The following is a 24,482-nucleotide window of genomic DNA, read 5'->3' on the forward strand; positions in this document are numbered from 1 at the left end:
CAAGCAAAAGCAAAGGGAGAGCGGCGCGATGACGAACGAGCTCGATTTTACAGGCAAGCAGGTGCTGGTCGTCGGCGGTTCCAGCGGCATCGGCAACGGAATCGCGCAGGCCTTTCGCGCCAGGGGTGCGCATGTCGCGGTTTGCGGCACCCGCACCCACGCCACGGATTATTCGGCGGAGGAAGGCTCCGACCTCACGGGTCTCGCTTACGCGCAGCTCGATGTCAGTAGTGCCGGTGCGATCGAGACCTTCAAGCCGTCCTTCGAGCGGCTCGACGTGCTCGTGCTCGCGCAGGGCGCGGTGCTCTACCGCCGCGGCGAATTCGAGATGGCGGGCTTTCGCAAGGTCGTCGAGGTCAACCTGATGAGCCTGATGGCCTGCGCGAGCCGATTTCATTCCATGCTGCGGGAAGCCAAGGGATCGCTGATCATCGTCTCGTCGACCGCAGCCTATCACTCCACCATGGGCAATCCCGCCTACAACGCGTCGAAGACCGGCGCGGTCGGATTGACGCGGACGCTGGGCGAGGCCTGGGCCGAGGATGGTATCCGCGTCAACGGCATCGCACCCGGACTGGTCGACACCAAGATGACGAAGGTGACGACCGACAATCCCAAGCGGCTCGAAGGCGCGCTGGCGCATTCCGCTGCGCCGATTGGGCACGCCGGCCGATATGGCAGGTGCGGCGCTGTTTCTGGCATCGCCCTTGTCATCCTACGTCGTCGGCCAGACCATCGTCGTCGATGGCGGGCTCATTCTGTAGGCGAATACAAGGAACCGCGCTCAGCCTGATCGGTTACTTCGGCGGATCACCGAGGAGGAATATCATGGACCCGGATCGGATTATCGGATCGGCCAAGGAAATGGCGGGCGGCGTGGAAGGTACCGTGGGTGAGATGGCGGGAGATGCAAAGACGCAAGCGTCAGGCCGGGCACGCGAGGCTGCCGGCACGGTGCAGAACCTGTACGGCCAGGCAAAGGACACGGCGCGCGAAGCAGCGAACACCGCCACCAGCTACGCAAAAGATGCCTATGAGGCGAGCGGCGACACGTTCCGCGACGGCACGCAGGCCATCGCCAAGAGGGTGCAGGACAATCCGCTCGGCGCGCTCTTGATCGCCGGCGGCATCGGCTTTGCGCTCGCCTTGCTGATCTCGCGTCCTGCGCGCCGCCCGCCGCCGTCGCGCTGGCGCTACTACGGCTGAGAGCCCATCACGTCGTGTCTCGTGCCCCGGACGCAGTGCGGCGTGAAACGCGGCGCTGCTGAGCCGAGCCCATTCCTTTGTTGATGTCGCACGAAACTGGGTCCGGCTCTGCGGCGCATCACCCATAGCGTGTTGAAGACGCGCGCAAACGCGCTGATGGCGCTGCGCCGCGTCCGGGACAGGTCTCAGCGAAAAATCACCGGATCACTTCCGCCGCTCGTCCCACGTTCGCCGGCGGACGCGGGATCGCCGGGTTCAGATTCGGATTGCGCGGTGCGGGCGTGAACTGACGGGGCGGTGACGGAGACCCGAAGCCGAAGAAATCGCGGAATGAGGGCGTTGCCTGCGCCGGCTGCTGCTGTTGCTGCGGTGGTGCCGGAGGCTTCTTCGGCGCGGGCTTCGGCGGCGCGATCGCCGCGGCTGCGCCCGGCGAGCCCGAGGAACCGGGCGTGGCGCCGCTGCCCCCAGGTGTCGTCGTCGCCATCGGGGTATCGCCCTTGGCCTGCTCGCGGCCAACTTCGCGGCGCGGCCAGGAATAGTCGTCGGCACGGCCCGCAGGCGCCGTCAGCGGTTCGCCCTTCACCAGCGTCCTCGCAGCGAGCGCATCGACGGCGGCGGGACGCGAGCCCGGCCCGCCCAGCAATTGATCGGTCGAGATCGAGGCGGCAACCAGCGGCACGATCGGGCCCGCCAGTGGCCGCGGCGCAGGTTTGCCGGGCTCGGCGCTGGTGTCGGGAGTCGCCGGCTCGCTCGGCAACGCAATCGGACCGGAACGTCCTGCGAGCAGGCGCGTGATCTCGCGCTCGACATAGTGCGCGAGCTTGCGTGCGCCGGCCTTGGTGAAATAGACGCCGTCATAGCTGCGGAGCTGACGGATCTGGCCTTCGAAGTCGGGGCCCTTCTGCAGGAAGCGGCCGGCTTCGTCGACAAAACCGTCCCAGACGTCGACATAGGTGATGCCGGCCTTGCCCGCGCCCTCGCGATAGAGCGAATCCAGGAACAGCATGTCCGCCGTTCCCTTCTGGCCGCGGATCGCTGGCAGGCCGACCCAGAGCACCGGCACGCCCTTGGCTTTGAGGACGGCGGCCAGCTCCTCGATCTTCTTGCTGTAGAGTTCGACCCAGCGGTCGTCGCGGAATTCATAGACGCCGTTGGGCGAGCGCGCGGCCTTCTCAGGTGCCGGGGTTTGCGGCGCATCGGCGCTATCGGCGTCGTCTTGCGGCAGGTCACTGTCGGCCGGCTTGTCCTCCGGCTTGGCGGCGGTGTCGGGGCCGCTCGGTTTGGTCTCGCCGGGCTTTCCCTTGACGCGTGCGCCCTTGTCGTTCTTCTTGTCCGATGCCTTCTCCGTTTTGTCGGATGCAGGCTCGCGGATCTGGATGCGGTCGTTGAGGCCGAGCATCACGACGATGACGTCGGGCTTTTCGGTCTCGAGAATGCCTTTGGCCGCGGCTGCCCAGTCGGAGGGCTCGCCGCGCGGCTGATACTTGATCAGGCCGGACGTGGTCTTGTGCTTGCGGATAACGCCCATGTCGGGCTGTTCGGTGTAGGCGTCTTCGAGGCCATAGGCGAGCCAGTCCGCCATGGCATCGCCGATCACCAGCACGTTCTTCTCTGGCGTCGTGTCGCGCTTGGCCGGCGCGGGGGCGCGCGAAAAATCCTGACGCGGTGCCTGCTGTTGCTGCTGTGGCTGCTGGAACGGCGCGAAGAAGTCGCCGCCGAACCAGCCGCCGCCATGGCGCGGTGGCGGGGCCGAGCGCTGCGGAGGGCCGCCGCCGAAGCCGCCGAAACCTGGGAAGTTGAAGAACTGCGCCGAGGCGGGTCCTGCAACCGAGACCAGGATCGCAAGCGCCGTCCCCAGCGCGATCAACGGGCCGGTCTCGGTCAGCGCCTTGAACAGGGACTTTGGCTTCGACATGCGATCTCGGGCCGCAGCAACGGCTGTTGGAATAGGCTCGAATATAATAACGGAATCGGGCCGCAAACGGGCAGATTCTCTTGCAGATTCTTTGGGCCATACACGGGGATCGGCCGTCCCCGTCAAGGCCGGCCGTCAAAATTCCCGTTCAGGGTTACTTTCGCCTCGGTTTCAGCGTCCCCGCAGCCGTTCCAGCATGTCGGAGGAGGCAAATCCGTCCGCAGGCGCCCCGATCGAGGCCTGGAAGTTGCGCAGCGCCTCCCGGGTCTGGCCGCCGAACTGGCCGTCCGGGGTGCCCTTGTAGAAGCCACGCTGGGCGAGAAGCTGCTGCAGCTCGAGCCGTTCGGCGCGGGACAGTTCCCGTTCCTGCCGCGGCCAGGACTGGGTGAAGGGCTGGCCGCCGCGCAGGCGGTCGGCGAAATGGCCGATCGCCAACGCGTAGGCCTCGGCCGGATTGTATTTCATGATGACCCGGTAGTTCTGCAGCATCAGGAAGCCCGGCCCCTCGGCGCCGGCGGGCGCCAGCAGATAGGCCTTCTCGGCCGGATGCGGGAACGGCTGCCGGGTCGGACGGGTGATCCCGAGCTTCTCCCACTGCGCGATCGTCATCGCCTTGGCGCGATCGGCCAGCATGTAGTTGAAGTCCCTGGGCACGACGACCTCGAAGCCCCAGGTCTGGCCGGCCTGCCAGCCGTCCTTCTTCAGATTGTTGGCGGTGGAGGCGATCAGGTCCGAGGGATCGTCGACCACGTCGCGCCGTCCGTCGCCATCGGCATCGACGGCATAGCGCTTGAACGCGGTCGGCATGAACTGCGTCGGGCCGAACGCGCCGGCCCAGGAGCCACGCATCTGCTCCGGACTGAGATCGCCGCGGTTGAGGATCTCCAGCGCGGAGAGGAATTCATCCTTGAAATAGGCCTGGCGGCGGCCGATGCAGGCAAGCGTCGCCGTCGATTGCAGCACGCTGCGGTCGCCCATCTGCGTCGAGTAGTTGGATTCGATGCCCCAGATCGAGGCGACGATGTAGCGGTCGACGCCATAGGCCTTTTCGGTGGCGTCGAACTGCGCCTTGTACTTGGTGAGGATCTCGCGGCCCCTGGCCAGGCGGTTGTCGCTCACGAGGATGTCGAGATAATCCCAGATCGACTTGGTGAACTCCGGCTGTGAATCCAGGAGATCCATGATGCGCAGGTCGGGCGACAGGCCCGCGGTGAAGCGCTGGAAATTCTCCTGCGTGATGCCGCGCCGTGCGGCATCGGGCCACATCCCGGCAACGCAATTGTTGAAATTGCCCGCCGCCTCGCGGATTGCCGCCGCCGTCATCAGCGGATGGCCGGAGGCACCGTCTTCGCCGCTCCAGGGCTGGGCACCGCCGGGCGCTCCTTGCGAAGGCGCCGGGTTCGAGCCGGAAAAAATGCCGCCGAACAGATTCGACAGGCCGTTCTGGGCCTGCGCATGTGTGGGCAACGGGAACAGCAGTGCGGCGCCGAGCATTGTTGCGCCGGTCAAAGGCCTCGCGAATTTCGCCATTCCTGCCACTGATTGCCTCATGTCCCACCCGTCCGGCCGAAAATCCGCCTTCAGGAGGCCTCGTTACGGTTGCCAATATCTTAACAAAGGTGAAGTTTTGTAGGCGGCCTTGTTATCAAATCCGCCGGGCAAGGGCCCTACATCCGCCTTTGTTAGCGGCTGCAAACCGTCTAGCAAGCCGTCATTGCTCACGCGTCTCTCGAGGTATTCGATCAATCCCATGAAAATCCGCAAAGCTGTATTCCCGGTCGCCGGCCTCGGCACCCGTGTCCTGCCCGCCACCAAGGCGATGCCCAAGGAGATGCTGACCATCGTCGACAAGCCGCTGATCCAGTACGTCTATGACGAGGCCAAGGAAGCGGGCATCGAGCATTTCATTTTCGTCACCGGCCGCAACAAGAACGTCATCGAAGATCATTTCGACCGGATGTTCGAGCTCGACACCACGCTCGCCGCGCGCGGCAAGAAGGCCGAGCAGGAGATTCTGACGCAGAACCAGCCGGATGCGGGCGCCGTCAGCTTCACCCGCCAGCAGGCACCGCTCGGCCTCGGCCATGCGGTCTGGTGCGCGCGCGACATCGTCGGCAACGAGCCGTTCGCGGTCGTGCTGCCCGACGAACTCGTGCTCAATGCGCCCGGCTGCCTGAAGCAGATGATCGACACGGCAGCGACGCTCGGTGAAAAATCCAACCTGCTCGCGGTCGAGGCGGTGCCGGATCATCTGACCCATCAATACGGCATCTGCGGCGTCGGCAAGCGCAACGGCAAGATGTTCGAGGTCGACGGCATGGTCGAGAAGCCGCCGAAGGGCACTGCGCCCTCCAATCTGTCGATCACCGGCCGCTACATTCTCCAGCCCGAGATCTTCAAGATCCTGGAGACCCAGGAGCGCGGCGCCGGCGGCGAGATCCAGCTCACCGACGCCATGATCGGGCTCGCCAAGTCGCAGAAGTTCTACGGCGTCGAGTTCGAGGGCGAGCGCCATGATTGCGGCTCCAAGGCCGGCTTCCTGCGCGCCAACATCGCCTACGGCCTGAAGCGCCCCGACCTGCGCGACGGCCTGATCGCGGAGATGAAGAAGTATCTGGGGCAGTAGCGGGAGGTATCTCGCCACGCGTTATTTCGAATCCAACTCGCCAATCTCTCCTGGCGTCGTCCCGGCGAAGGTCGGGACCCATAACCACAGGGAGTAGTTTGGCGAAGACTCGTTGTTCGGTAGGACGACCGTGCGCAATCGATGGACTCCCCGGTATGGGCCTTCGCCGGGGCGACACCGAAGATGCGGGGATTGCTTCGCACTCAAAATGACTGCGTTGCGCCGGAGACTCACGCCACCAGCGACAGCTTCGGCAGGCTCGCGACCACGGACTGGTTGCGGCCGCCGGCCTTGGCGGCGTAGAGCGCCTTGTCGGCGGCGTTCACCAGGATCGACCAGTCCAGGCCGGCAGTGGGAACGATGCTCGCAACACCGCAGGACACGGTCGACATCGTCTGGTCATCGGACCAGCCTTGCACCTTGGCGCGGATCATCTCGGCGATCTTGAACGCGTCGGTCGCCGAGGTGTTCGGCAGCAGCACGGCGAATTCCTCGCCGCCATAACGCGCGGCGCAATCGCCGGCGCGACGCACCGAATCGGAAATGCAGATGGCGATGCCGATCAGCACCTGGTCTCCGGCCTGATGGCCGAACGTGTCGTTGTAGGCCTTGAAGTGATCGGCATCGATCATCAGAAGCGCGACGGGCGTCTGCTGGCGCATGGCGCGGCGCCATTCCTGGTCGATGACGGAATCGAACTTGCGCCGGTTGCGCAGGCCCGTCAGCGCGTCCGTCGTCGCCATCTCCTCGAGCTTGCGCTCGGCCTCGGCGCGCCGGCCGATCTCGCGGGCGAGCACGACCGTCGAGCCCAGCATGAAAAGTGCGAGCACCAGCACCACGACGCCGATGCGCAGGGCCTCCGTCTGCCACAGCGCAAAGACCACGTAGAGCGGCTTGCCGGCCACCACGAACAGCGGACTGGCCCCGCTGCTGCGGACGTAGAGGCGTGGCGTTTCGTCGATCGGTCCCTGTCCTGCGAACGAGCCGCCGGCCTTCAGATTGTCGGCCTTCCAGTTCTGGCGCTCGGACAGGTTCTTGCCGATCACGTCGAGGTCGAACGGCCGCCGCATCATGATGGTGCGGTCGCGCTTGAGCACGGTGATGGTGTCCTCGGGCCCGAGGTTCAACCGCTCGAACAGCTCGTGGAAATAGCTGAAGCGGATCGAGCCGGCGACGACCCCCATGAAGCCGCCATCGGTGTCGCTGATGCGTCGGCTCAGCACGATCGAATAGGCGCCGCGGAACAACATCGGACGGCTGATGAACAGTCCGGCGCCGGGATTGTCGCGGTGAACCCTGAAATAGTCCTCGTCGCCGCGGCTCTCCGGCAGCGGATCGAGCGTGGAGGCGTCGATGGTCAGCTTGCCTTCGGCATCGAACACCTGGATGGCGCCGAAGTGCCTAGCCGTAGTGGCATGATCGAACAGGATGAGCTGGCGGATCGGCTTCGAAACGGTCCCGATCTCGGGCAGCAGCATGCTGCTCGCGACCGCCTTCAGCGACAGGTCATAGATCTCGATATTGCGGCTGATGTCGGCCTCGATGGTGGTGGCCAGGTTTTCCAGCGTCTGGCGCGCGAGCGCCTCCTCGCCGCGCCGCATGTCCAGCATGACGTTGACGCAAATGGCGGAAAAGCCGATCACCGTCACGACCGACGAGATGATCAGCAGCTTCGCCGAAATCCGCCACGGCCGGCGGGCCATGGCTTCGCGCCATCCAGACAGCATCGCTTGCTCCCGACATTAGTGGATGCGCCCGAATGATTGCGTAGTGTTTAAGTCGGGACGGCGGTGGTGCAATGAGTTAAGAATTGGTTTCCGAAGCTCACGCTTTTGCGCAAAGCAGAGCTTCGGACCAGCGAGATGAGGACGGCGGTGAACGACTACGACGCGCTACGCGATTACCTGATGCGACAGAAGCAGACGGAGTTCGTGCTGAGCTTTGAGCAGATCGAGGAGATCATCGGTGCCGCGCTGCCGCGCGCAGCGCAGCGCGCCTCATGGTGGGATAGCCTGCGCAGCCCCGACATCCGGATGCCGCAGCGCGAAGCCTGCCTTGCCGCCGGCTTCGTCGCGACGCGGATGCCGGACGGCCAGAGCGTGCGGTTCAGGAAGCAGAAATCGGCGCAGAGGTGAGGGCGCGCTGTCTTTCCCTCTCCCCTTGTGGGAGAGGGTGGCTCGCCGCGTAGCGGCGAGACGGGTGAGGGGTCTCTCTCCGCGCGTCAATTCGTCGAGTTGAGTTTGCGGAGACAGACCCCTCATCCGGCGCTTCGCGCCACCTTCTCCCACAAGGGGAGAAGGCAGAAGAGCCCGCCTGCGTCGAGATCAGCTCGCCGCTTCCAGCCGCACTTCGGTGAGCAGCCGCATCGCGGCGTCGGCATCCATCGGCTCGCCGAAGGCAAAGCCTTGCGCGTATTCGCAGCCCATCTGGTACAGCTCGACCGCGTCGGAATCGGTCTCGGCGCCTTCGGCGACAACATCCATGCCGAGATCGTGCGCAAGCGCGATGATCGACTTCAGGATCACCGGCCGCGTGCCGCGGCTGGTGGTGCGGACGAAGGACTGGTCGATCTTGATTGTGTCGAACGGGAATCGCTGCAGATAGGCGAGCGAGGAGTGGCCGGTGCCGAAATCGTCGAGCGAGAGCCCGGTGCCGAGCTCGCGAATCCGCGTCAGCATCTGCGCCGCATGCTCGGGATTCTCCATCACCAGCGATTCCGTCAGCTCCAGTTTCAGCGTGCCGCGCGCGACCGAGGAGCGCGACAGCACGGTGCGGATGTCGTGGATGAGATCGTGGCGCAGCAACTGCCGCGAGGAGACGTTGACGGAGGCGAAGATCGGATCGCGCGAGCGCATCGCGCGCTGCCAGATCGCGAGCTGCTTTGCGGTCTGGTCGAGCACGAACATGCCGAGATCGACGATCAGGCCGGTTTCTTCCGCGATGCTGATGAACTCCGACGGCGACATGCGCCCGAGCTTGGGATGATCCCAACGCGACAGCGCCTCGAAGCCGGCGATCGAACGATCCTCCAGCCGCACGATCGGCTGGTACAAGATCGTGATCTCCTGGCGCTCGATGGCGCGGCGCAGCTCGCTTTCCAGCGTCAGCCGGTCGGTCTTGCGGGCGCGCATCACCGGCTTGTAGACGTCGATGCGGTCGCCGCCGATGCGCTTGGAATGATACATCGCAAGCTCAGCATCCTTGATGATCTCGTCGGTGAGCTGCACTTGCGGATCGGACAAAGCGAGGCCGATCGAGGCGGTCAGGAAGATCTCGCGGTCGTTGAAGGCGATCGGCGCGCGGATCGTCTTGCGGATGGTCTCGGCGAAGGCGGTGATGCGGGCGGGATCCTGCTCCGACAGCAGGATCAGGCCGAACTGGTCGCCGGCAAGCCGCGCCAGCGTATCCTGCGGCTTCAGGATGCGGGTGAGGCGGCGGGCGAGCGTTAAGAGGATGGAATCGCCGACCGCGATACCGACGGAATCGTTGACCTGCTTGAAGCGGTCGAGGTCGATCACCATCAGCGTCGGCCGTAGCGTCGGCATGGTCTTGGCGAAATGCGCGACCGCGCCGAGCCGGTCCATGAACAGTTTGCGGTTGGGCAGGCCGGTGAGGTTGTCGTGCACGGAGTCGTGCAGCAGGCGCTCTTCCGCGTTGCGCAGCTCGGTGACGTCGGTGAGGGTGCCGACCACGCGCGAAACCTCGCCGTCCGAGCCGACCACGGGACGCGCCTTCAGCGCGAACCACATGAAGTGACCGTCCGGCGTGCGCAGGCGGAAGTCCTGCACCAGGCGGCCGCGGCGCTGGTCGAGCACGCTGTCGAGCGCGGCGCGGAAGCGATCCTGGTCGAGCGGATGCAGCACCTCGAGCCACGACGCGGCCGGACCTTCCAGCGTGCCGCGCTTCAGGCCGAGCAGGGCCTCTGTCTCGGGGCTGGTGAAAACCTTGTCGGCCGACACGTCCCAGTCCCAGATCAGGTCGCCGGAGCCGGCCAGCGCCAGCGCCCGCCGCTCGATGTCGGAGACGACGCCGGTGGTGGCGCCACCGCCGGCGAAGGCGTGCTGCATCACCGTGAATCCGATCAGCATCACGATCAGTACGAGGCCGCCGAGCAGCGCCGGACCGACGATGTCGTTGGTGACCGAGCCGGCGACCGTCATACCGGCCGCGACCACCCAGACCACCAGCAGGAACCAGGTCGGGATCAGCAGCACGGCGCGGTCGAAGCCGTGGGTGGAGAGATAGACGATCAGCGCAAAGCCGGCGAAGGCAATCAGCACCAGCGACATGCGCGCGATGCCGGAGGCCACGGCCGGATCGAACAAAGCGAGCGCGACCAGCGAGCCCAGGAACGCGAGCCAGCCCACGGTGATGTGCGAATAGCGCACATGCCAGCGGCTCAAGTTGAGATAGGCGAACAGGAACACCAGCAGCGTCGCCGCGAGGATCGCCTCGCCCGCCGCGCGCCAGATGCGCTCGGCGTTGTTCGACATGTCGAGCACCTTGCCCCAGAAGCCGAAATCGACGCCGATATAGACCAGCACCGCCCAGGCCAGCGCCGCGGCCGCCGGGAACATGATGCTGCCCTTCACCACGAACAGGATGGTCAGCACCAGTGCAAGCAGGCCGGAGATGCCGATCACGATGCCCTGGTAGAGCGTGAAGGAGTTGACCTTGTCCTTATAGGCCTCCGGCTCCCACAGATAGAGCTGCGGCAGCTTGTCGGTGCGCAATTCCGCGACGAAGGTGACGACGGCGCCGGGGTCGAGCGTGATGCGGAACACGTCTGCGGTCGCGCTTTCCTGACGCTCCGGTCGGTCGCCGACCGAGGGCGTGATGGTCGCGATGCGCGACAGCCCGAGGTCGGGCCACAGCAGGCCCGATGACACGATGCGATAATGCGGGGCGACGATCAGGCGGTCGAGCTGGTCGTCGGTATTGTTGGCGAGCGCGAACACCACCCAGTTCTGGCCGCCTTCGCGGGCGCGTACCTCGATGCGGCGGACGATGCCATCGGTGCCGGGCGCGGTGGAGACCTGGATGCGGTCGGTGTCGCTGCGTTGATGTTCGAGAACGCCGGTAAGGTCGATCGCGGGCGCGTCGCTGCGGACGCTGACGGCGTCAAGCGCGCGCGCCGGGCACGCGCCGACAAGAATCATGAGGCCCAGCGCTATGGGCGCGAGGCACCTGATCAGACGCAAGGCCAGTTCTCCGCGTTCGACGCAAACTCTTCAGTGCAAGGCGTTTGTCCGAACGAACGAGACGGTTCGGCGCTCTGCGATAGATGCCACGAAAGCGAGGAAAATCAAAGGGTTTCCGCTTATCCCCTGTGGGCCGTTGGCCTAGACCTCCAACACAATTTTGCCAATATGTGCGCTGGTCTCCATCCGCCGGTGCGCGTCTGCGGCCTTTTCCAGCGGGAAACTGCTGTCCATCAGTGGCTTGACGCGGCCCTCGCTCAGAAGCGGCATCACTTTCGCCTCGATCGCGGCCACCATCGCCGCCTTGTCCGCATTACTACGGGGGCGCAGCGTCGAGCCGGTATGCGTCAGGCGCTTGACCATCACCTTGGCGATGTTGACGTTGACCTTGGGGCCGTTGAGGGTCGCGATTTGCACGATGCGGCCGTCGACCGCTGCGGCATCATAGTTGCGATCGACATACTCGCCGGCGACCATGTCGAGGATCAGGTTGGCGCCGGCATTGTTGGTCTCCGCCTTGACCACAGCGACGAAGTCCTCGGTCTTGTAGTTGATGGCGCGGTCCGCGCCGAGCTTCAGGCAGGCATCGATCTTGTCCTGCGAGCCGACGGTGACGATCACCTTCGCGCCGAACGCTTTCGCAAGCTGGATCGCCATGGTGCCGATGCCCGAGGAGCCGCCATGGATCAGCAGCGTTTCGCCGGCCTTCAGCCCGCCGCGTTCAAACACGTTGTGCCAGACCGTCATCAAGGTCTCCGGCAGCGCGCCGGCTTCCTTGATCGACAACGCCGGGGGCACCTTCATGGCCTGGCCGTCCTGAGCGATGCAATACTGCGCATAGCCACCGCCGGCGACGAGTGACATCACCTTGTCGCCGATCTTGTGCCGCTTGGCGTTGCTGCCGACAGCCACCACCTCACCGGCGACCTCGAGTCCCGGCAGGTCGCTGGCGCCGGGCGGCGGCGGGTAAGACCCGGAGCGCTGCGCCACGTCGGGCCGGTTGACGCCCGCGGCCTGCACCTTGATCAGGATCTCGTCGGGGCCAGGCTGCGGCAGCGCCCGCTGTTCCGGCACCAGCACCTCGGGTCCGCCGGGCTTGGAGATGGCGACCACGGTCATTTGCGCGGGCAGCTTTTCCATGATTTGTCCTTGCAAGGGTGCGAGATGGAAATGTGGGCCATTGATTAGCCAGCGCGCTTCACGCTGGCAACCGTCTCAGCCTCGTTTGGCCGCGCGAACGCAGGAGGAACGACGATGCCGATGGAAGACGACGACCGGCCTCGCAAGAAGATCAGCCACGAGATCGGACAGGATCTCTCACTATTGTCGGTGGAGGAGCTGACCGAGCGCGTCGCGCTGCTGAAGGCGGAAATCGCAAGGTTAGAGGAAGCCGCCACCAAGAAGCGCGCCTCGCGCGATGCGGCGAATAATTTCTTCAAGTCGTAGCAACGCGCGCATTTTGCGACGCGCGGCGTCGAACATCCCTGCGTCATTCCGGGGCGGCGCGCCAGCGCCGAGCACGGAATCCAGGCCTTTGAAACAGGCAGGCTGATAGGGCCGGGCCATTCCGTCCGCTCGTGGCTATGGATTCCGGGCTCGCGACTTCGTCGCGTCCCGGAATGACGGCGGGACAGAGAAACGCGCGGACCCCGCTCGGCCAATGACCGACATGGCTAACGAACTCTCAAAATATTTGCTCGTTTACGGTCGATTAAGCTTTCGGGTTTATGACTGGAACCGTCCTCGTTTGGACACCGAGTGGCTCCTGTCCACTCTGTTTGACGCCTCCCTGTTATCAACTTTCAAAGCCGCCGGTCTCCGGCGGCTCTTTTTTGTCTCGCGTCGGTTGTATTCCGAGGAAAGACCCGCGGAAACCATATCCGCGCTTGCCGCTGGACTCCGCCTCCCGCCCGCGCAATGATTTGTTCATCATAAGCCGGCGCCAAAGCCGGACGGTAACAGTTGCGTAAGGGGCGTTAACCATGGAACGTTTGCAAGCCGACGGCGCTCTCGTTCAACTCAGCGAGCGGTTCACCAATTCTGCGGCGTTCGGCGCCCTGTTCCGTGAGGGGATGGACCTCGTCGAAGAAACCGCCGCCTATCTCGACGGCGCCGGCCGCACTGAGGCCAAGGCGCTCGATCGTGCCGTCAGCCTCACCTACGCGACCGAGAGCATGCGTCTCACCACGCGCCTGATGCAGCTCGCCTCGTGGCTGCTGTTGCATCGCGCGGTCAAGGAAGGTGAGATGACGCTCGTCCAGGCCAACCGCGAGAAGACCAAGGTCAAGCTCACCGCCGCCGATCCCGGTCCCGCCGATACCATCGAGAAGCTGCCGGCGCAGTTGCAGGATCTGATCCACCGCTCGATGAGCCTGCAGGCGCGTGTGCGCCGTCTCGACACCACCATCCACACCCCGCCGACCGATCACGCCGCGATCGGCAACCCGCTGGTGCCGCACCTGAACGCGCTCAAGGCCGCGTTCGAGCGGTAAGTCCATTCACCGTCATTCCGGGCGCGCGAAGCGCGAACCCGGAATGACAACCCGGAAAACAAAAACGCCCCTGGTCTCCCAGGGGCGTTTTGCGTTCGCGGCCGAAGTGGCCGGATCAATCCTTTTTGAGAAAACCGGAAAATTTCTTCTGGAAGCGCGAGACGCGGCCGCCGCGATCCATGATCTGCTGGGCGCCGCCGGTCCAGGCCGGATGCGACTTCGGGTCGATGTCGAGGTGGAGCTTGTCGCCTTCCTTGCCCCAGGTGGAGCGGGTCTGGTACTCGGTTCCGTCGGTCATCACGACCGTAATCGTATGATAATTCGGATGAATTTCGGCTTTCATGGCAATTCGCCGGCGCCCGGCGCCTCTCACTTGAGTGACTATCGATGACGGATTTGGCCGGCTCTATACCGCACGGAAACCCCTAAAACAAGCCACTGCCGGACAAGCAGAACCGGGCTGTCACTTAAGGGACATCCCGGATTTGCCACTCCCCCGGCAACCGGCCTAGGTGGAGCGGAGTTGTCTATCGGGTCGGGATGTCATGAGCGCAGTGGAACGGCTTGACCATCGGTACCATGAGGGCGAAGCCGGGCCTGCCGAGACCCCGTCGATCGAGGCGGAGCTGATCGAGCAGCCGGCGAAGGGCCGGGCGCGACTGCGTCCGCTGCTCGCGCTCGCGCCCTATGTCAGCCGCTATCGCGGCCGGGCGGCGCTCGCTTTCGTCGCGCTGACGATCGCGGCGCTGACGACGCTGCTGGTGCCTGTCGCGGTAAGGCGGATGATCGATTTCGGCCTCACGCCGGAAGGCATCGCGCTGATCAACAGCTACTTTGCCGTGATGATCGCGGTGGTCGCCGTGCTCGCGCTCGCAAGTGCCTCGCGCTACTACCTCGTGATGACGATCGGCGAGCGCATCGTCGCTGACCTCCGGCGCGACGTCTTCGCCCATCTGCTCTCGCTGTCGCCGGCCTTCTTCGACTCTGCGCGCAGCGGCGAGCTGGTGTCGCGCCTCACCGCCGACACCACCCAGATCAAATCCGCGGTCGGCGCGTCCGTCTCAATCGCGCTGCGCAACCTCATGATGTTCCTCGGCGCCGCGGCGATGATGGTGATCACGAGTCCGCGCCTGTCCGGCTTCGTGCTGCTGGCGATCCCCCTGATCGTGCTGCCGCTGGTCGCGTTCGGACGCTGGGTGCGGCGGCTGTCGCGCAACGCGCAGGATACGCTCGCCGATGCCTCGGCCTATGCCGGCGAGCTGGTCGGCGCGATCCGCACCGTGCAGGCCTATACCAGCGAGGGGCTGGCGGAGAAGCGGTTCGGCGGCGAGGTCGAGCAGGCCTACGAGGCCGCGCGCACCTCGACCCAGGCGCGTGCGGTGCTCACCGCCATCATCATCTTCATCGTGTTCGCCAGCGTGGTCGCGATTCTCTGGATCGGCTCGCACGACGTGCTGACCGGCGCCATCACGCCGGGCCGGCTCGGCCAGTTCGTGCTCTATGCCGCGTTCGCGGCCGCCGGTCTCGGCCAGCTCAGCGAGGTCTGGGGTGAGGTCTCGGCCGCCTCGGGCGCCGCCGAGCGCCTGTTCGAGATTTTGCATGTGCAGCCGGAGATCACCGCGCCCGCTTCTCCGCGGGCGCTGCCGACGCCGGCGTGCGGCGAGGTCGGCTTCGATCATGTCAGCTTCGCCTATCCGGCGCGGCCCGACGTCAATGTGCTGGACGCCGTCTCGTTCACGGTGCGCCCCGGCGAGAAGGTCGCGATCGTCGGCCCGTCCGGCGCCGGCAAGAGCACGATCTTTCATCTGTTGCTGCGCTTCTACGATCCGCGGGGCGGCGCGATCTCGCTCGACGGCGTGCCGGTCATGGCGGCCGACCCGCGCGATTTCCGCGCACGCATCGCGCTGGTGCCGCAGGAGTCGACTGTGTTTGCCGCCAGCGCCCGCGAGAACATCCGCTTCGGGCGACCCGATGCGACCGATGCCGAGGTCGAGCGCGCCGCCGAGCTCGCCCACGCCGCCGAGTTCATTCGCCGCCTGCCCGACGGTTTCGAGACTCCGCTCGGCGAGCGCGGCGTGACATTGTCCGGCGGCCAGCGCCAGCGCATCGCGATCGCGCGCGCGATCCTGCGTGATGCGCCGCTCTTGCTGCTCGACGAGGCGACCTCGGCGCTCGATGCCGAAAGCGAGACGCTGGTGCAGACCGCGCTCGAAGAGCTGATGAGCCACCGCACCACGCTGGTGATCGCACACCGGCTCGCAACCGTGCTCTCCTGCGACCGCATCCTGGTGATGGACCAGGGCAGGATCGTCGAGCAGGGCACGCATGCAGAGCTGGTCGCGGCGAACGGGCTTTATGCCAGGCTGGCAAGGTTGCAGTTCGAGGGCGCGTAGTTCGAGAGCGCGTAAGGCGTTCTGACCGCGCCCCACTCACGGTGTCATCACCCGCGAAAGCGGGTGATCCAGTATCCCAGAGGCAGTGCGAGGATACGGGGAAGCCGCGGCTTACTGGATGCCCCGCCTGCGCGGGGCATGACTGCGGAGAGGACCTGGATTGCTCCATTGCGCCCGTAAATGATTGGGCTTGATGCACTTACGTCCCGCCGCCGGCGACTGCGGTTCTACTTTGCATGGGGTTGTTTTCGAGATTTTAGTTGGGACGCGGCGCGTTACGGCTTCCACGCCATCCGCAGCACCGGCCGTCCTGAGGTTGGGTTCACGTCGTCGCCCGCATGCGCAAAGCCGTTGCGCTCGTAGAAGCGGATGGCGCGGGCGTTGTCCTTGTTGACGAGCAGGGTGACGCCGGTCGGTGACAGGCGCTTGGCCTCATCCACCAGCAGCCGCGCTGCATCCGAGCCCCAGTGGTCGGGATCGACCACGAGCTGGTCGAGATAGCCTTCGCCGTCGATGGTGACGAAGCCGATCAGCGCGGCGTCCTGTTCGGCGACCACGATTGAGGCCTTCGGCACCAGGTCCTTGCGCCAGCGTTCGCGCCACCATTCGAGGCGCGCCGCGAAGTCGATCTGCGGATAAGCCTGTTGCCAGGTGCGATGCCAGAGGTCGATGGACGCGGCCTCGTCCTCTGCGCGGTAGGGGCGGAGGCGGAGGGCGCTCACTACCGCTCCGTCAGCTTCAGCTCGATGCGGCGGTTGCGCTTGTAGGCCTCTTCGGTGTTGCCGGGGTCGAGGGGCTGGAATTCGCCGAAGCCGGCGGCGACCAGGCGCTGGGCCGGCACACCGAGCGAGATCAGATATTGCACCACCGAGATGGCGCGGGCCGCGGACAGGTCCCAGTTGGACTTGAAGTTCGGGCCGTTGACCGGCCGCATGTCGGTATGACCATCGACACGCAGCACCCAGGCGATTTCCGTCGGGATCTTCTTGTCGAGCTCGATCAGCGCGTTCGCCACGGTATCGAGCTCGGCGCGGCCCTCGGGCAACAGGGTCGCCTGTCCGGTGTCGAAGAACACTTCCGACTGGAACACGAAGCGGTCGCCGACGACGCGGATGTCGGGACGATTGCCGAGAATGGCGCGCAGGCGGCCGAAGAATTCGGAGCGATAGCGCGACAATTCCTGCACGCGCTGCGCCAGCGCCACGTTGAGGCGCGCGCCGAGATCGGCGATCCGGCTCTGCGATTCCTTGTCGCGCTTCTCGGAGGCATCGAGCGCTTCCTCGAGCGCCGCGAGCTGCCGCCGCAGCGCGCTGATCTGCTGGTTCAGCACCTCGATCTGGGCGAGCGCCCGGGCCGAGACGGCCTTCTCCGAGTCCAGCGCCTTGTTGAGCTCGGTGGTCTTGCCTTGCGCGTCGTTGCCGGCACTGGCGAGCCCCTCATAGAGGCCCTTCATGCGGTCGCGCTCGGATTCGGCGGAAGCGAGGCCGGCCTTGAGCTGTGCCACCTGGTCGTCGAGGCTGAGCTTGCCCAGCTTCTCCAGCGACAAGAGTTCGTTGAGCTGCGCGATCTTGGCGTTGAGCTGTTCCAGCGCCTTGTCCTTGCCGGTCACCTCCTGCGACAGGAAGAACTGCACGACCAGGAACACCGACAACAGGAACACGATCGACAGCACCAGCGTCGACAGCGCGTCGACGAATCCGGGCCAGTAATTGAAGGGGCCGTCGCTGCGGCGGGCGCGGGCTAGAGCCATTTCGTTTATCTCCACTTCCGAGTCCCGGACGCGGCGCAGCGTGCAACGCTGCTCCGCAGAGCCGGGACCCACATCTTAAGTAACGCGCTGGGCTCAGCGAATCCTCAACTCTTCTCCGGCTGGCGCGCGATGCGTTCCAGAAGGCGCCGGATCTCGCGGTTCTGCTCGCCCTGGCCGTCGGCCCATTCGCGGATCATCTGCTGCTCGGTGCGCATGTGCGAGACCAGCGCCTGGATGGCTTCGGCAAGGCTTGCCATCGCGGCCGTGGTGCCGCGGCTCGCGCTGCCCTCTTCCAGCACCGAACGCAGCCGCTCGACCGCGGCCTGCAGCTCGCCGCCGGCGACGCCGCCGCCGGCTGCGACGGTCACCTCGCCGCGGCCATATTCGCGCACGGTGGTGGCGAGCCAGTCTTCGAGGTCGGTGTAGAAGCGGTTCTGGGCCTGGCTCGATTGCAGGTCGAGAAAGCCGAGGATCAGCGAGCCGGCGAGGCCGAACAACGAGCTCGAGAACGAGATGCCCATGCCGCCGAGCGGGGCGGCGAGGCCCTCTTTCAGCGTGTCGAACAGCGCGCCGGCATCGCCGCCGACCTTCAGGCCGCCAATAATCGCGCCAACCGAGCCGACCGTCTCGATCAGGCCCCAGAAGGTGCCAAGCAGGCCGAGGAAGACCAAGAGTCCGGTCAGGTAGCGGGAGATATCCCGGGCTTCGTCGAGGCGCGTCGCGATCGAGTCGAGCAGATGGCGCATGGTCTGCTGCGTGATCGTCATGCGTCCGGTCCGCTCGCCGCCGAGGATCGCCGCCATCGGCGCCAGCAACCGCGGGTGGCCGCTCGGCACCAGCCCCGGGTCGGCAATCCGGAAGCTGTTGACCCACCTCACTTCTGGATAGAGCCGGATGACCTGCCGGAAGGAGAGAATGATGCCGATGACAAGGACCGCCCCGATCAGCGCGTTGAGGCCCGGATTGAAGAAAAAGGCATTCGCTATCTGCTTGTAGAGCACCACGGAGATCAGAGTGCAGAGCACCAGGAAGACGAGCATCCGCACGAGAAACACGCTGGGCGACGACAGTTTGGTGAGTTCGATGTCCATGTGAGGCGAGGTGCCTGACGGCGTGCGCATAGCCGATGTCATCCGTTACGAAAGCCTGAGCGGCCCGCACTATGGCACAGCGCGAGCCCAAAAAAAGCGCCCGATCGCCGAATTCGGGCAGGCAGGGAACCCAAGGCCGAAACCGCACTTCGATCGCGCAGCATTTCCTCAGCGGCGCGTCGGCCACGATCGGACGATGGCAGCCGAATTATTGCGATGTTCTGTCGCAGCGCGCAGCGATGGAACCCGACTCACAATCCGGTGAATCCAGAAAAGCGGCCTGAACTCAGCACGATAGGCCGTGTGACATTGAGCCGCCCGGATCATGCGTTGCGTCGCAGCACGTCCATTCTATTTTGACGGCATCAACCGCGCGGAATTGCCCAGAACGGGCTCGCGCGGAGCGTGATTCAGTATCAACAACTTCGGGGCACTTCTCTCCATGTCAGGACTTCGTGCGCGATCGGCATGCGTTGCATTGATGCTCGCGGCCCTCGCGCCGCTGCTTGCAGGTTGCGACGAATCCAGCTCAGCCATCTCCTCCGCCACCCAGCCCGCCGACCCCGATGTCAGCATCGTCGTCGTCAAGCCGCAGCCGCGCGCCGTGGTGCGCGAACTGCCCGGCCGCATCGCGCCGACGCGCGTCTCCGAAGTGCGGCCTCGCGTCTCCGGCATCGTGGTCGAGCGCCTGTTCCGTCAGGGCAGCGAGGTGAAGGCGGGTGATCCGCTCTACCGGATCGATCCGCGCCCGTTCGAGGTCGAGGTGATGGCCAACGAAGCGGCGCTCGCCAAGGCCGAGGCGGCCTTGATGCAGGCGCAGCAGCAGGCGCGCCGCATTGCCACGCTCACGAGCCAGCGCGCTGCCCCCGAAGCCGAGAATGAGAAGGCGGTTGCGGCCGAGCGCCAGGCCCATGCCGAGGTCGAGGGCCGCAAGGCCGAGCTCGCGCGCGCAAAACTCAATCTGGACTACGCCACCGTGCGCGCGCCGATCGACGGCGTGGTCGGCGCGGCCCTGGTCAGCGAGGGCGCGCTCGCGGTCCAGAACGAGACCAATCTCGCCACCATCCAGCAGCTTGATCCGATCTATGCCGACTTCACCCAGTCGGTGACCGAGCTCAACCAGCTCCGCCGCGCCTTCGAGAGCGGCGACCTCGAGCGCATCGCCGCCGATGCCGCCAAGGTGCGCCTCGTGCTCGACGACAACACCCTTTATTCGCTCGACGGCAAGCTGCTTTTCTCCGATGCCAAGGTCGACGCCCATACCGGGCAGGTGACCCTGCGCGGCGAGTTCCGCAATCCCAAGCGCGAGCTCTTGCCGGGCATGTATGTCCGCGTGCGCATCGACCAGGGTCTCGACTCCGACGCGATCGCGGTGCCGCAGCAGGCGATTCAGCGCAATGGCGGCGGCGGCAGCGAGGTGTTCGTCGTCAAGGACGACAATCGCATCGCGGTGCAGGCGGTGCGCACCGGTTCGGTGCAGGACGGCATCTGGTTCGTCACCGACGGGCTGAAGGCCGGCGACAAGGTCGTGGTCGAAGGTTTCCAGAAGTTCGCGGCCGGCGACAAGGTCAAGCCGCAATCCTGGTCGGAAGCGGATGCGACCGCGGACAACCGGCACGCGCAGCAGGTCACGCGGTAACGCGCCATGCCGAGCTTCTTCATCGACAGGCCGATCTTCGCCTGGGTCGTCGCGCTATTCATCTGTCTGATCGGCGCGATCGCGATCCCGCTGCTGCCGATCGCGCAATATCCGATCATCGCGCCGCCCTCGATCTCGATCTCGACGAGCTACCCGGGCGCCTCGCCGGAAAACCTCTACAACAGCGTTACGCGCCTGATCGAGGAGGAGCTCAACGGCGCCTCCGGCATCCTCAATTTCGAATCCACCAGCGACTCGCTCGGCCAGGTCGAGATCATTGCCAATTTCGTGCCGGGCACCGACACCGGCGCGGCCTCGGTCGAGGTGCAGAACCGCATCAAGCGCGTCGAGGCGCGCCTGCCGCGTGCGGTGATCCAGCAAGGCATTCTGATCGAGGAAGCCTCGAGCGCAGTGCTTCAGATCATCACGCTGAACTCGACCGACGGCAGCCTGGATGAAGTCGGGCTCGGCGACTTCATGATCCGCAACGTGCTCGGCGAGATCCGCCGCATCCCCGGCGTCGGCCGCGCCACGCTTTATTCGACGGAGCGGTCGCTTCGCGTCTGGGTCGATCCGGCCAAGCTCGTCGGCTATGGGCTGACGGCCGACGACGTCAACAAGGCGATCGCGGCGCAGAACGCGCAGGTCGCCTCGGGCAGCATCGGCGCCGAGCCGTCGACCGCGAACCAGCGCACGTCCTCGCTGGTGCTGGTCAAGGGCCAGCTCTCCTCGCCCGATGAATTCGGCGCCATCATCTTGCGCGCCAATCCCGATGGCTCGACCGTGCGCCTGCGCGACGTCGCGCGCGTCGAGGTCGGCGGCCTCAGCTACCAGTTCAATACGCGGCTGAACGGCAAGCCGACCGCGGGTCTTTCGGTGCTGCTGTCGCCGACCGGCAATGCGCTCGCGACCGCGAGCGCGGTCGAAGAGAAGATGAAGGAGCTGTCGCGCTTCTTCCCGGCCAATATCAGCTACGAGATCCCCTACAACATCACGCCCGTGGTCGAGGCCTCGATCAAGAAGGTGCTGACGACGCTGGTCGAAGCCGTGGTGCTGGTGTTCGTGGTGATGTTCCTGTTTCTCCAGAACATCCGCTACACCATCATCCCGACTATCGTGGTGCCGGTGGCGCTCCTGGGCGCCTGTACCACGCTGCTGCTTGCCGGCTACTCCATCAACATGCTCTCGATGTTCGGCATGGTGCTCGCGGTCGGCATCCTCGTCGACGACGCCATCGTCGTCGTAGAGAACGTCGAGCGTATCATGGCCGAGGAAGGCCTGCCGCCGAAGGAGGCGACACGCAAGGCGATGTCGCAGATCACCGGCGCCATCATCGGCATCACGCTGGTGCTGATGGCGGTGTTCGTGCCGATGGCGTTCTTCCCGGGCTCGGTCGGCATCATCTACCGCCAGTTCTCCGTCACCATGGTCGCCGCGATCGGCTTCTCCGCCTTCCTCGCGCTGTCGCTGACGCCGGCGCTGTGCGCGACGTTGCTCAAGCCCGTTGCGGCCGGCCATGGCCACGCGCGGAAGGGCGTGTTCGGCTGGTTCAACCGCATGCTCGAAGGCGGCAAGGAGGGCTATTCCCGCACCGTCGCCTTCTCGCTCAAGCGCACGGGCCGGCTGATGCTGGTCTATGCGGCACTACTGGTCGGCCTATCCTGGGCCTTCATCAACCTGCCTGGCGGCTTCCTGCCCGTCGACGACCAGGGCTTTGTCACCACCGACGTGCAGACGCCGTCGGATTCGTCCTATGCCCGCACCGAGGCCGTGATCGAGAAGGTCGAGAAATATCTGGCGCAGCGGCCAGGCGTGAAGGATGTCACCTTCCTCACCGGCTTCAGCTTCTCCGGCCAGGGCATGAACACGGCGCAGGCCTTCATCACGCTGAAGGACTGGTCGGAGCGCGGGCCGAAGGATTCGGCAGCCGCGATCGTCTCGGACATCAACCGCGACCTGTCCTCGATCCGCGATGCAAAAATCTCGGCGCTGCAGCCGCCGCCGATCGACAATCTCGGCAACTCCTCGGGCTTCTCGTTCCGCCTTCAGGACCGCGGCCAGAAGGGCTATTCGGCCCTGATGCGCGCCGCCGACCAGCTCATCGCGGACGCCAATGCGAGCCCGGTGCTGCAGAAGGTCTATATCGAGGGCCTGCCCGAGGCGGGCGTCGTCAATCTCGTGATCGACCGCGAGAAGGCCGGCGCCTTCGGCGTGACGTTCGAGGACATCAACAACACGATCTCGACCAATCTCGGCTCGAACTACATCAACGACTTCCCGAACCGCGGCCGCATGCAGCGCGTCGTGGTCCAGGCCGACAGCCGCGACCGCATGAGGACCGAGGACATCCTCAACTACAACGTCAAGAACAGCCGCGGCCAGCTCGTGCCGTTCTCGTCCTTCGCAACCGTCGAATGGGCGCGCGGTCCGACCCAGATCGCCGGCTTCAACTACTATCCGGCCGTGCGCATCTCCGGCGAGGCGAAGCCCGGCTTCACCTCGGGCGATGCGATCGCCGAGATGGAGAAGCTTGCGGGCAGGCTGCCGCGCGGCTTCGGCTATGAATGGACCGGACAGTCGCTGCAGGAGAAGCTGTCGGGCTCGCAGGCGCCGTTCCTGCTGGCGCTGTCGGTGTTCGTGGTGTTCCTGTGTCTGGCCGCGCTCTACGAGAGCTGGACCATTCCGCTCGCGGTGCTGCTCACCGTGCCGCTCGGTGTCACCGGCGCGGTGATCGCGGCGATGCTGCGCGGCCTGCCGAACGACGTCTATTTCACCGTCGGCCTGATCACCATCATCGGCCTTGCCGCCAAGGACGCGATCCTGATCATCGAGTTCGCCAAGGACCTGCGCAAGGAAGGCAAGCCGCTGCTGGAAGCCACCATCGAGGCCTGCCGCCTGCGCTTCCGCCCGATCCTGATGACCGGCCTTGCCTTCATCTGCGGCGTGCTGCCGATGGCGATCGCCCACGGCGCCGGCGGTGCCAGCCAGCAATCGCTCGGCACCGTCGTGATGGGCGGCATGATCGCGGTGGTCATCCTCGCGCTCTTGATGGTGCCGGTGTTCTTCGTCTCCGTGCAGCGCGTGCTCGCAGGGGACCGGGAGCCGAAAGCGGCGAAGGCGGAAGTGTATGGACCGCCGGCACCGGTGAAGCCATAACGCATACTGTCGTGCCCCGCGAAGGCGGGGCATCCAGTACGCCGCGGCTTCTCGATCCTAGCTGCGCCGTCTCTGGAATACTGGATCACCCGCTTTCGCGGGTGATGACAGTACGCGGCGCGGCCTTCGCCCTAAGCCGCCTTCCGCAAGATCTTCACCAGCTCGCCGTGCACGAACTCGTTGCCGCACACGACGTGGCCGGTTGTCAGCGCATCGCCCGGCGTTTCGATGTCGCTCACGGTGCCGCCTGCTTCCTTGACCATGATCTGGCCGGCGGCGATGTCCCACGGGGAGAGGTTGCGCTCCCAGTAGCCGTCGAGGCGGCCGGCGGCGACGAAGGCGAGGTCGAGCGAGGCGGCGCCGAAGCGACGCAGGCCTGCGACGCGGTTCTGGATCGCGGTCATCTCGCGGCGGAATTCCTCGTGGTCGCCGCGGCCGATATGGGGCAGGCCGCAGGCCACCACGCATTCGTTGAGCTGGCGGCGGCCGGCGACGCGCAGGCGCTGGTCGTTGAGGAAGGCGCCCTTGCCGCGCTCGGCGATGTAGAGCTCGTCGTTGGCGGGATTGTAGATCACGCCCGCGATGACAGTACCTTCGCGCGCGAGCCCGATCGAGATGGCGAATTGCGGGATGCCGTGCAGGAAGTTGGTGGTGCCGTCCAGGGGATCGACGATCCAGGTGTGGCTCTTGTCGGTGCCCTCACGGGTGCCGCCCTCTTCGCCGATGAAGCCGTAGCCGGGCCGGGCCTTGGCGAGGTCCTGGTAGAGGATCTCTTCCGCGCGCTTGTCGGCGAGCGAGACGAAATTCGCGGGACCCTTCAGCGAGACCTGGAGATGCTCGATCTCGCCGAGATCGCGCTTGAGGCTGCGGCCGGCGCGACGCGCTGCCTTGACCATGACATTGATAGTGGCGGAATACAGCATGAGCTCTGGTCTTGATCGGGGGAGAGACGGCGCGGAACCGCGCCCATTTGAGGGGATTGGGTGCCCTGCGAGGGGCTTTGCGTCAAGTCA

18 protein-coding genes and 1 pseudogene are annotated in these 24,482 nt (G+C 65.6%); 9 read left to right on the top strand and 10 right to left on the bottom strand.

Translation table 11 applies throughout. The features are described from left to right. Positions 1-28 precede the first annotated feature (28 nt). Together MTR72_RS26770 and MTR72_RS26775 are read left to right on the top strand one after the other, a co-directional pair. A pseudogene (locus MTR72_RS26770) lies at positions 29-764 on the top strand (SDR family NAD(P)-dependent oxidoreductase). Positions 765-828: 64 nt separating this feature from the next. Then, a complete protein-coding gene (locus tag MTR72_RS26775) occupies positions 829-1,206 on the top strand; it encodes a CsbD family protein (protein WP_280966783.1) in 378 nt (125 codons plus the stop codon). 196 nt (positions 1,207-1,402) lie between these two features. Here MTR72_RS26775 and MTR72_RS26780 read toward each other — a convergent pair whose 3' ends face one another. Both MTR72_RS26780 and MTR72_RS26785 read right to left on the bottom strand, forming a co-directional pair. Continuing rightward, entirely contained in the window at positions 1,403-3,121 is a 1,719-nt protein-coding gene (locus MTR72_RS26780; protein WP_280966782.1) for an SGNH/GDSL hydrolase family protein, read from the bottom strand. Positions 3,122-3,292: 171 nt separating this feature from the next. Then, positions 3,293-4,651, bottom strand: coding sequence for a lytic murein transglycosylase (locus tag MTR72_RS26785; RefSeq protein ID WP_445819642.1), 1,359 nt, complete (start codon positions 4,649-4,651; stop codon positions 3,293-3,295). 220 nt (positions 4,652-4,871) lie between these two features. On the opposite strand from MTR72_RS26785, the gene MTR72_RS26790 reads away from it, so the two are divergent. Beyond that, positions 4,872-5,747, top strand: coding sequence for a UTP--glucose-1-phosphate uridylyltransferase (locus MTR72_RS26790; protein WP_280966780.1), 876 nt, complete (start codon positions 4,872-4,874; stop codon positions 5,745-5,747). A gap of 230 nt (positions 5,748-5,977) precedes the next feature. On the opposite strand, the gene MTR72_RS26795 is transcribed toward MTR72_RS26790, so the two are convergent. Beyond that, on the bottom strand, positions 5,978-7,474 hold the full coding sequence (locus tag MTR72_RS26795) for a sensor domain-containing diguanylate cyclase (protein WP_280966779.1): 1,497 nt from the start codon (positions 7,472-7,474) through the stop codon (positions 5,978-5,980). A gap of 147 nt (positions 7,475-7,621) precedes the next feature. On the opposite strand from MTR72_RS26795, the gene MTR72_RS26800 reads away from it, so the two are divergent. After that, the gene (locus tag MTR72_RS26800; RefSeq protein WP_280966778.1) at positions 7,622-7,882 is read left to right on the top strand and encodes a DUF7662 domain-containing protein; all 261 of its coding nucleotides are present in this window, start codon (positions 7,622-7,624) and stop codon (positions 7,880-7,882) included. A gap of 189 nt (positions 7,883-8,071) precedes the next feature. Here MTR72_RS26800 and MTR72_RS26805 read toward each other — a convergent pair whose 3' ends face one another. Together MTR72_RS26805 and MTR72_RS26810 are read right to left on the bottom strand one after the other, a co-directional pair. Further along, the gene (locus MTR72_RS26805) at positions 8,072-10,948 is read right to left on the bottom strand and encodes an EAL domain-containing protein (RefSeq protein WP_280966777.1); all 2,877 of its coding nucleotides are present in this window, start codon (positions 10,946-10,948) and stop codon (positions 8,072-8,074) included. Positions 10,949-11,089: 141 nt separating this feature from the next. Next, positions 11,090-12,088 (bottom strand): NAD(P)H-quinone oxidoreductase, encoded by a 999-nt coding sequence (locus MTR72_RS26810; protein WP_280966776.1) that lies wholly within the window; start codon positions 12,086-12,088, stop codon positions 11,090-11,092. Between the two features lie 114 nt (positions 12,089-12,202). Here MTR72_RS26810 and MTR72_RS26815 point away from each other — a divergent pair, with 114 nt between their 5' ends. Together MTR72_RS26815 and rcdA are read left to right on the top strand one after the other, a co-directional pair. Continuing rightward, positions 12,203-12,394, top strand: a complete 192-nt coding sequence (locus MTR72_RS26815; RefSeq protein WP_280966775.1) for a DUF1192 domain-containing protein — start codon at positions 12,203-12,205, stop codon at positions 12,392-12,394. 536 nt (positions 12,395-12,930) lie between these two features. Continuing rightward, complete coding sequence (rcdA, locus tag MTR72_RS26820) at positions 12,931-13,440, top strand: protease adaptor protein RcdA (RefSeq protein WP_280966774.1); 510 nt, start codon at positions 12,931-12,933, stop codon at positions 13,438-13,440. A gap of 115 nt (positions 13,441-13,555) precedes the next feature. Here the strand turns inward: rcdA and rpmE are convergent, their stop codons facing one another. Continuing rightward, the gene (rpmE, locus tag MTR72_RS26825; RefSeq protein ID WP_063701089.1) at positions 13,556-13,783 is read right to left on the bottom strand and encodes a 50S ribosomal protein L31; all 228 of its coding nucleotides are present in this window, start codon (positions 13,781-13,783) and stop codon (positions 13,556-13,558) included. Positions 13,784-13,985: 202 nt separating this feature from the next. Between rpmE and MTR72_RS26830 the strand changes: the two genes are divergently transcribed. After that, on the top strand, positions 13,986-15,833 hold the full coding sequence (locus tag MTR72_RS26830; RefSeq protein ID WP_280966773.1) for an ABC transporter ATP-binding protein/permease: 1,848 nt from the start codon (positions 13,986-13,988) through the stop codon (positions 15,831-15,833). Between the two features lie 275 nt (positions 15,834-16,108). Here the strand turns inward: MTR72_RS26830 and MTR72_RS26835 are convergent, their stop codons facing one another. The 3 genes from MTR72_RS26835 to MTR72_RS26845 form a co-directional block, all read right to left on the bottom strand. Then, on the bottom strand, positions 16,109-16,555 hold the full coding sequence (locus MTR72_RS26835; RefSeq protein WP_280966772.1) for a GNAT family N-acetyltransferase: 447 nt from the start codon (positions 16,553-16,555) through the stop codon (positions 16,109-16,111). Further along, positions 16,555-17,583 carry a peptidoglycan -binding protein gene (locus tag MTR72_RS26840; RefSeq protein WP_280966771.1) on the bottom strand — a complete coding sequence of 343 codons (1,029 nt, stop codon included), beginning with the start codon at positions 17,581-17,583 and terminating at the stop codon, positions 16,555-16,557. The genes MTR72_RS26835 and MTR72_RS26840 overlap by 1 nt, the downstream gene beginning before the upstream one ends. A 104-nt stretch (positions 17,584-17,687) precedes the next feature. Beyond that, positions 17,688-18,704, bottom strand: a complete 1,017-nt coding sequence (locus MTR72_RS26845; RefSeq protein WP_280966770.1) for a flagellar motor protein MotA — start codon at positions 18,702-18,704, stop codon at positions 17,688-17,690. A gap of 412 nt (positions 18,705-19,116) precedes the next feature. On the opposite strand from MTR72_RS26845, the gene MTR72_RS26850 reads away from it, so the two are divergent. Both MTR72_RS26850 and MTR72_RS26855 read left to right on the top strand, forming a co-directional pair. Further along, positions 19,117-20,313 carry an efflux RND transporter periplasmic adaptor subunit gene (locus MTR72_RS26850; protein ID WP_280966769.1) on the top strand — a complete coding sequence of 399 codons (1,197 nt, stop codon included), beginning with the start codon at positions 19,117-19,119 and terminating at the stop codon, positions 20,311-20,313. Positions 20,314-20,319: 6 nt separating this feature from the next. Beyond that, a complete protein-coding gene (locus tag MTR72_RS26855; RefSeq protein ID WP_280966768.1) occupies positions 20,320-23,469 on the top strand; it encodes a multidrug efflux RND transporter permease subunit in 3,150 nt (1,049 codons plus the stop codon). A 131-nt stretch (positions 23,470-23,600) separates the two neighbouring features. Here MTR72_RS26855 and MTR72_RS26860 read toward each other — a convergent pair whose 3' ends face one another. Next, complete coding sequence (locus MTR72_RS26860) at positions 23,601-24,392, bottom strand: inositol monophosphatase family protein (protein WP_280966767.1); 792 nt, start codon at positions 24,390-24,392, stop codon at positions 23,601-23,603. Positions 24,393-24,482: the final 90 nt, after the last annotated feature.

It is taken from the genome of Bradyrhizobium sp. ISRA442, from assembly GCF_038085055.1.
Lineage (GTDB): Bacteria > Pseudomonadota > Alphaproteobacteria > Rhizobiales > Xanthobacteraceae > Bradyrhizobium.

Bases quoted from the DNA above. Each gene is read 5' to 3' on its own strand.
- MTR72_RS26775 (WP_280966783.1), top strand. From the start codon at position 829: ATGGACCCGGATCGGATTATCGGATCGGCCAAGGAAATGGCGGGCGGC.
- MTR72_RS26780 (WP_280966782.1), bottom strand. From the start codon at position 3,121: ATGTCGAAGCCAAAGTCCCTGTTCAAGGCGCTGACCGAGACCGGCCCG.
- MTR72_RS26785 (WP_445819642.1), bottom strand. From the start codon at position 4,651: ATGGCGAAATTCGCGAGGCCTTTGACCGGCGCAACAATGCTCGGCGCC.
- MTR72_RS26790 (WP_280966780.1), top strand. From the start codon at position 4,872: ATGAAAATCCGCAAAGCTGTATTCCCGGTCGCCGGCCTCGGCACCCGT.
- MTR72_RS26795 (WP_280966779.1), bottom strand. From the start codon at position 7,474: ATGCTGTCTGGATGGCGCGAAGCCATGGCCCGCCGGCCGTGGCGGATT.
- MTR72_RS26810 (WP_280966776.1), bottom strand. From the start codon at position 12,088: ATGGAAAAGCTGCCCGCGCAAATGACCGTGGTCGCCATCTCCAAGCCC.
- MTR72_RS26815 (WP_280966775.1), top strand. From the start codon at position 12,203: ATGCCGATGGAAGACGACGACCGGCCTCGCAAGAAGATCAGCCACGAG.
- rcdA (WP_280966774.1), top strand. From the start codon at position 12,931: ATGGAACGTTTGCAAGCCGACGGCGCTCTCGTTCAACTCAGCGAGCGG.
- rpmE (WP_063701089.1), bottom strand. From the start codon at position 13,783: ATGAAAGCCGAAATTCATCCGAATTATCATACGATTACGGTCGTGATG.
- MTR72_RS26830 (WP_280966773.1), top strand. From the start codon at position 13,986: ATGAGCGCAGTGGAACGGCTTGACCATCGGTACCATGAGGGCGAAGCC.
- MTR72_RS26840 (WP_280966771.1), bottom strand. From the start codon at position 17,583: ATGGCTCTAGCCCGCGCCCGCCGCAGCGACGGCCCCTTCAATTACTGG.
- MTR72_RS26845 (WP_280966770.1), bottom strand. From the start codon at position 18,704: ATGCGCACGCCGTCAGGCACCTCGCCTCACATGGACATCGAACTCACC.
- MTR72_RS26850 (WP_280966769.1), top strand. From the start codon at position 19,117: ATGTCAGGACTTCGTGCGCGATCGGCATGCGTTGCATTGATGCTCGCG.
- MTR72_RS26855 (WP_280966768.1), top strand. From the start codon at position 20,320: ATGCCGAGCTTCTTCATCGACAGGCCGATCTTCGCCTGGGTCGTCGCG.
- MTR72_RS26860 (WP_280966767.1), bottom strand. From the start codon at position 24,392: ATGCTGTATTCCGCCACTATCAATGTCATGGTCAAGGCAGCGCGTCGC.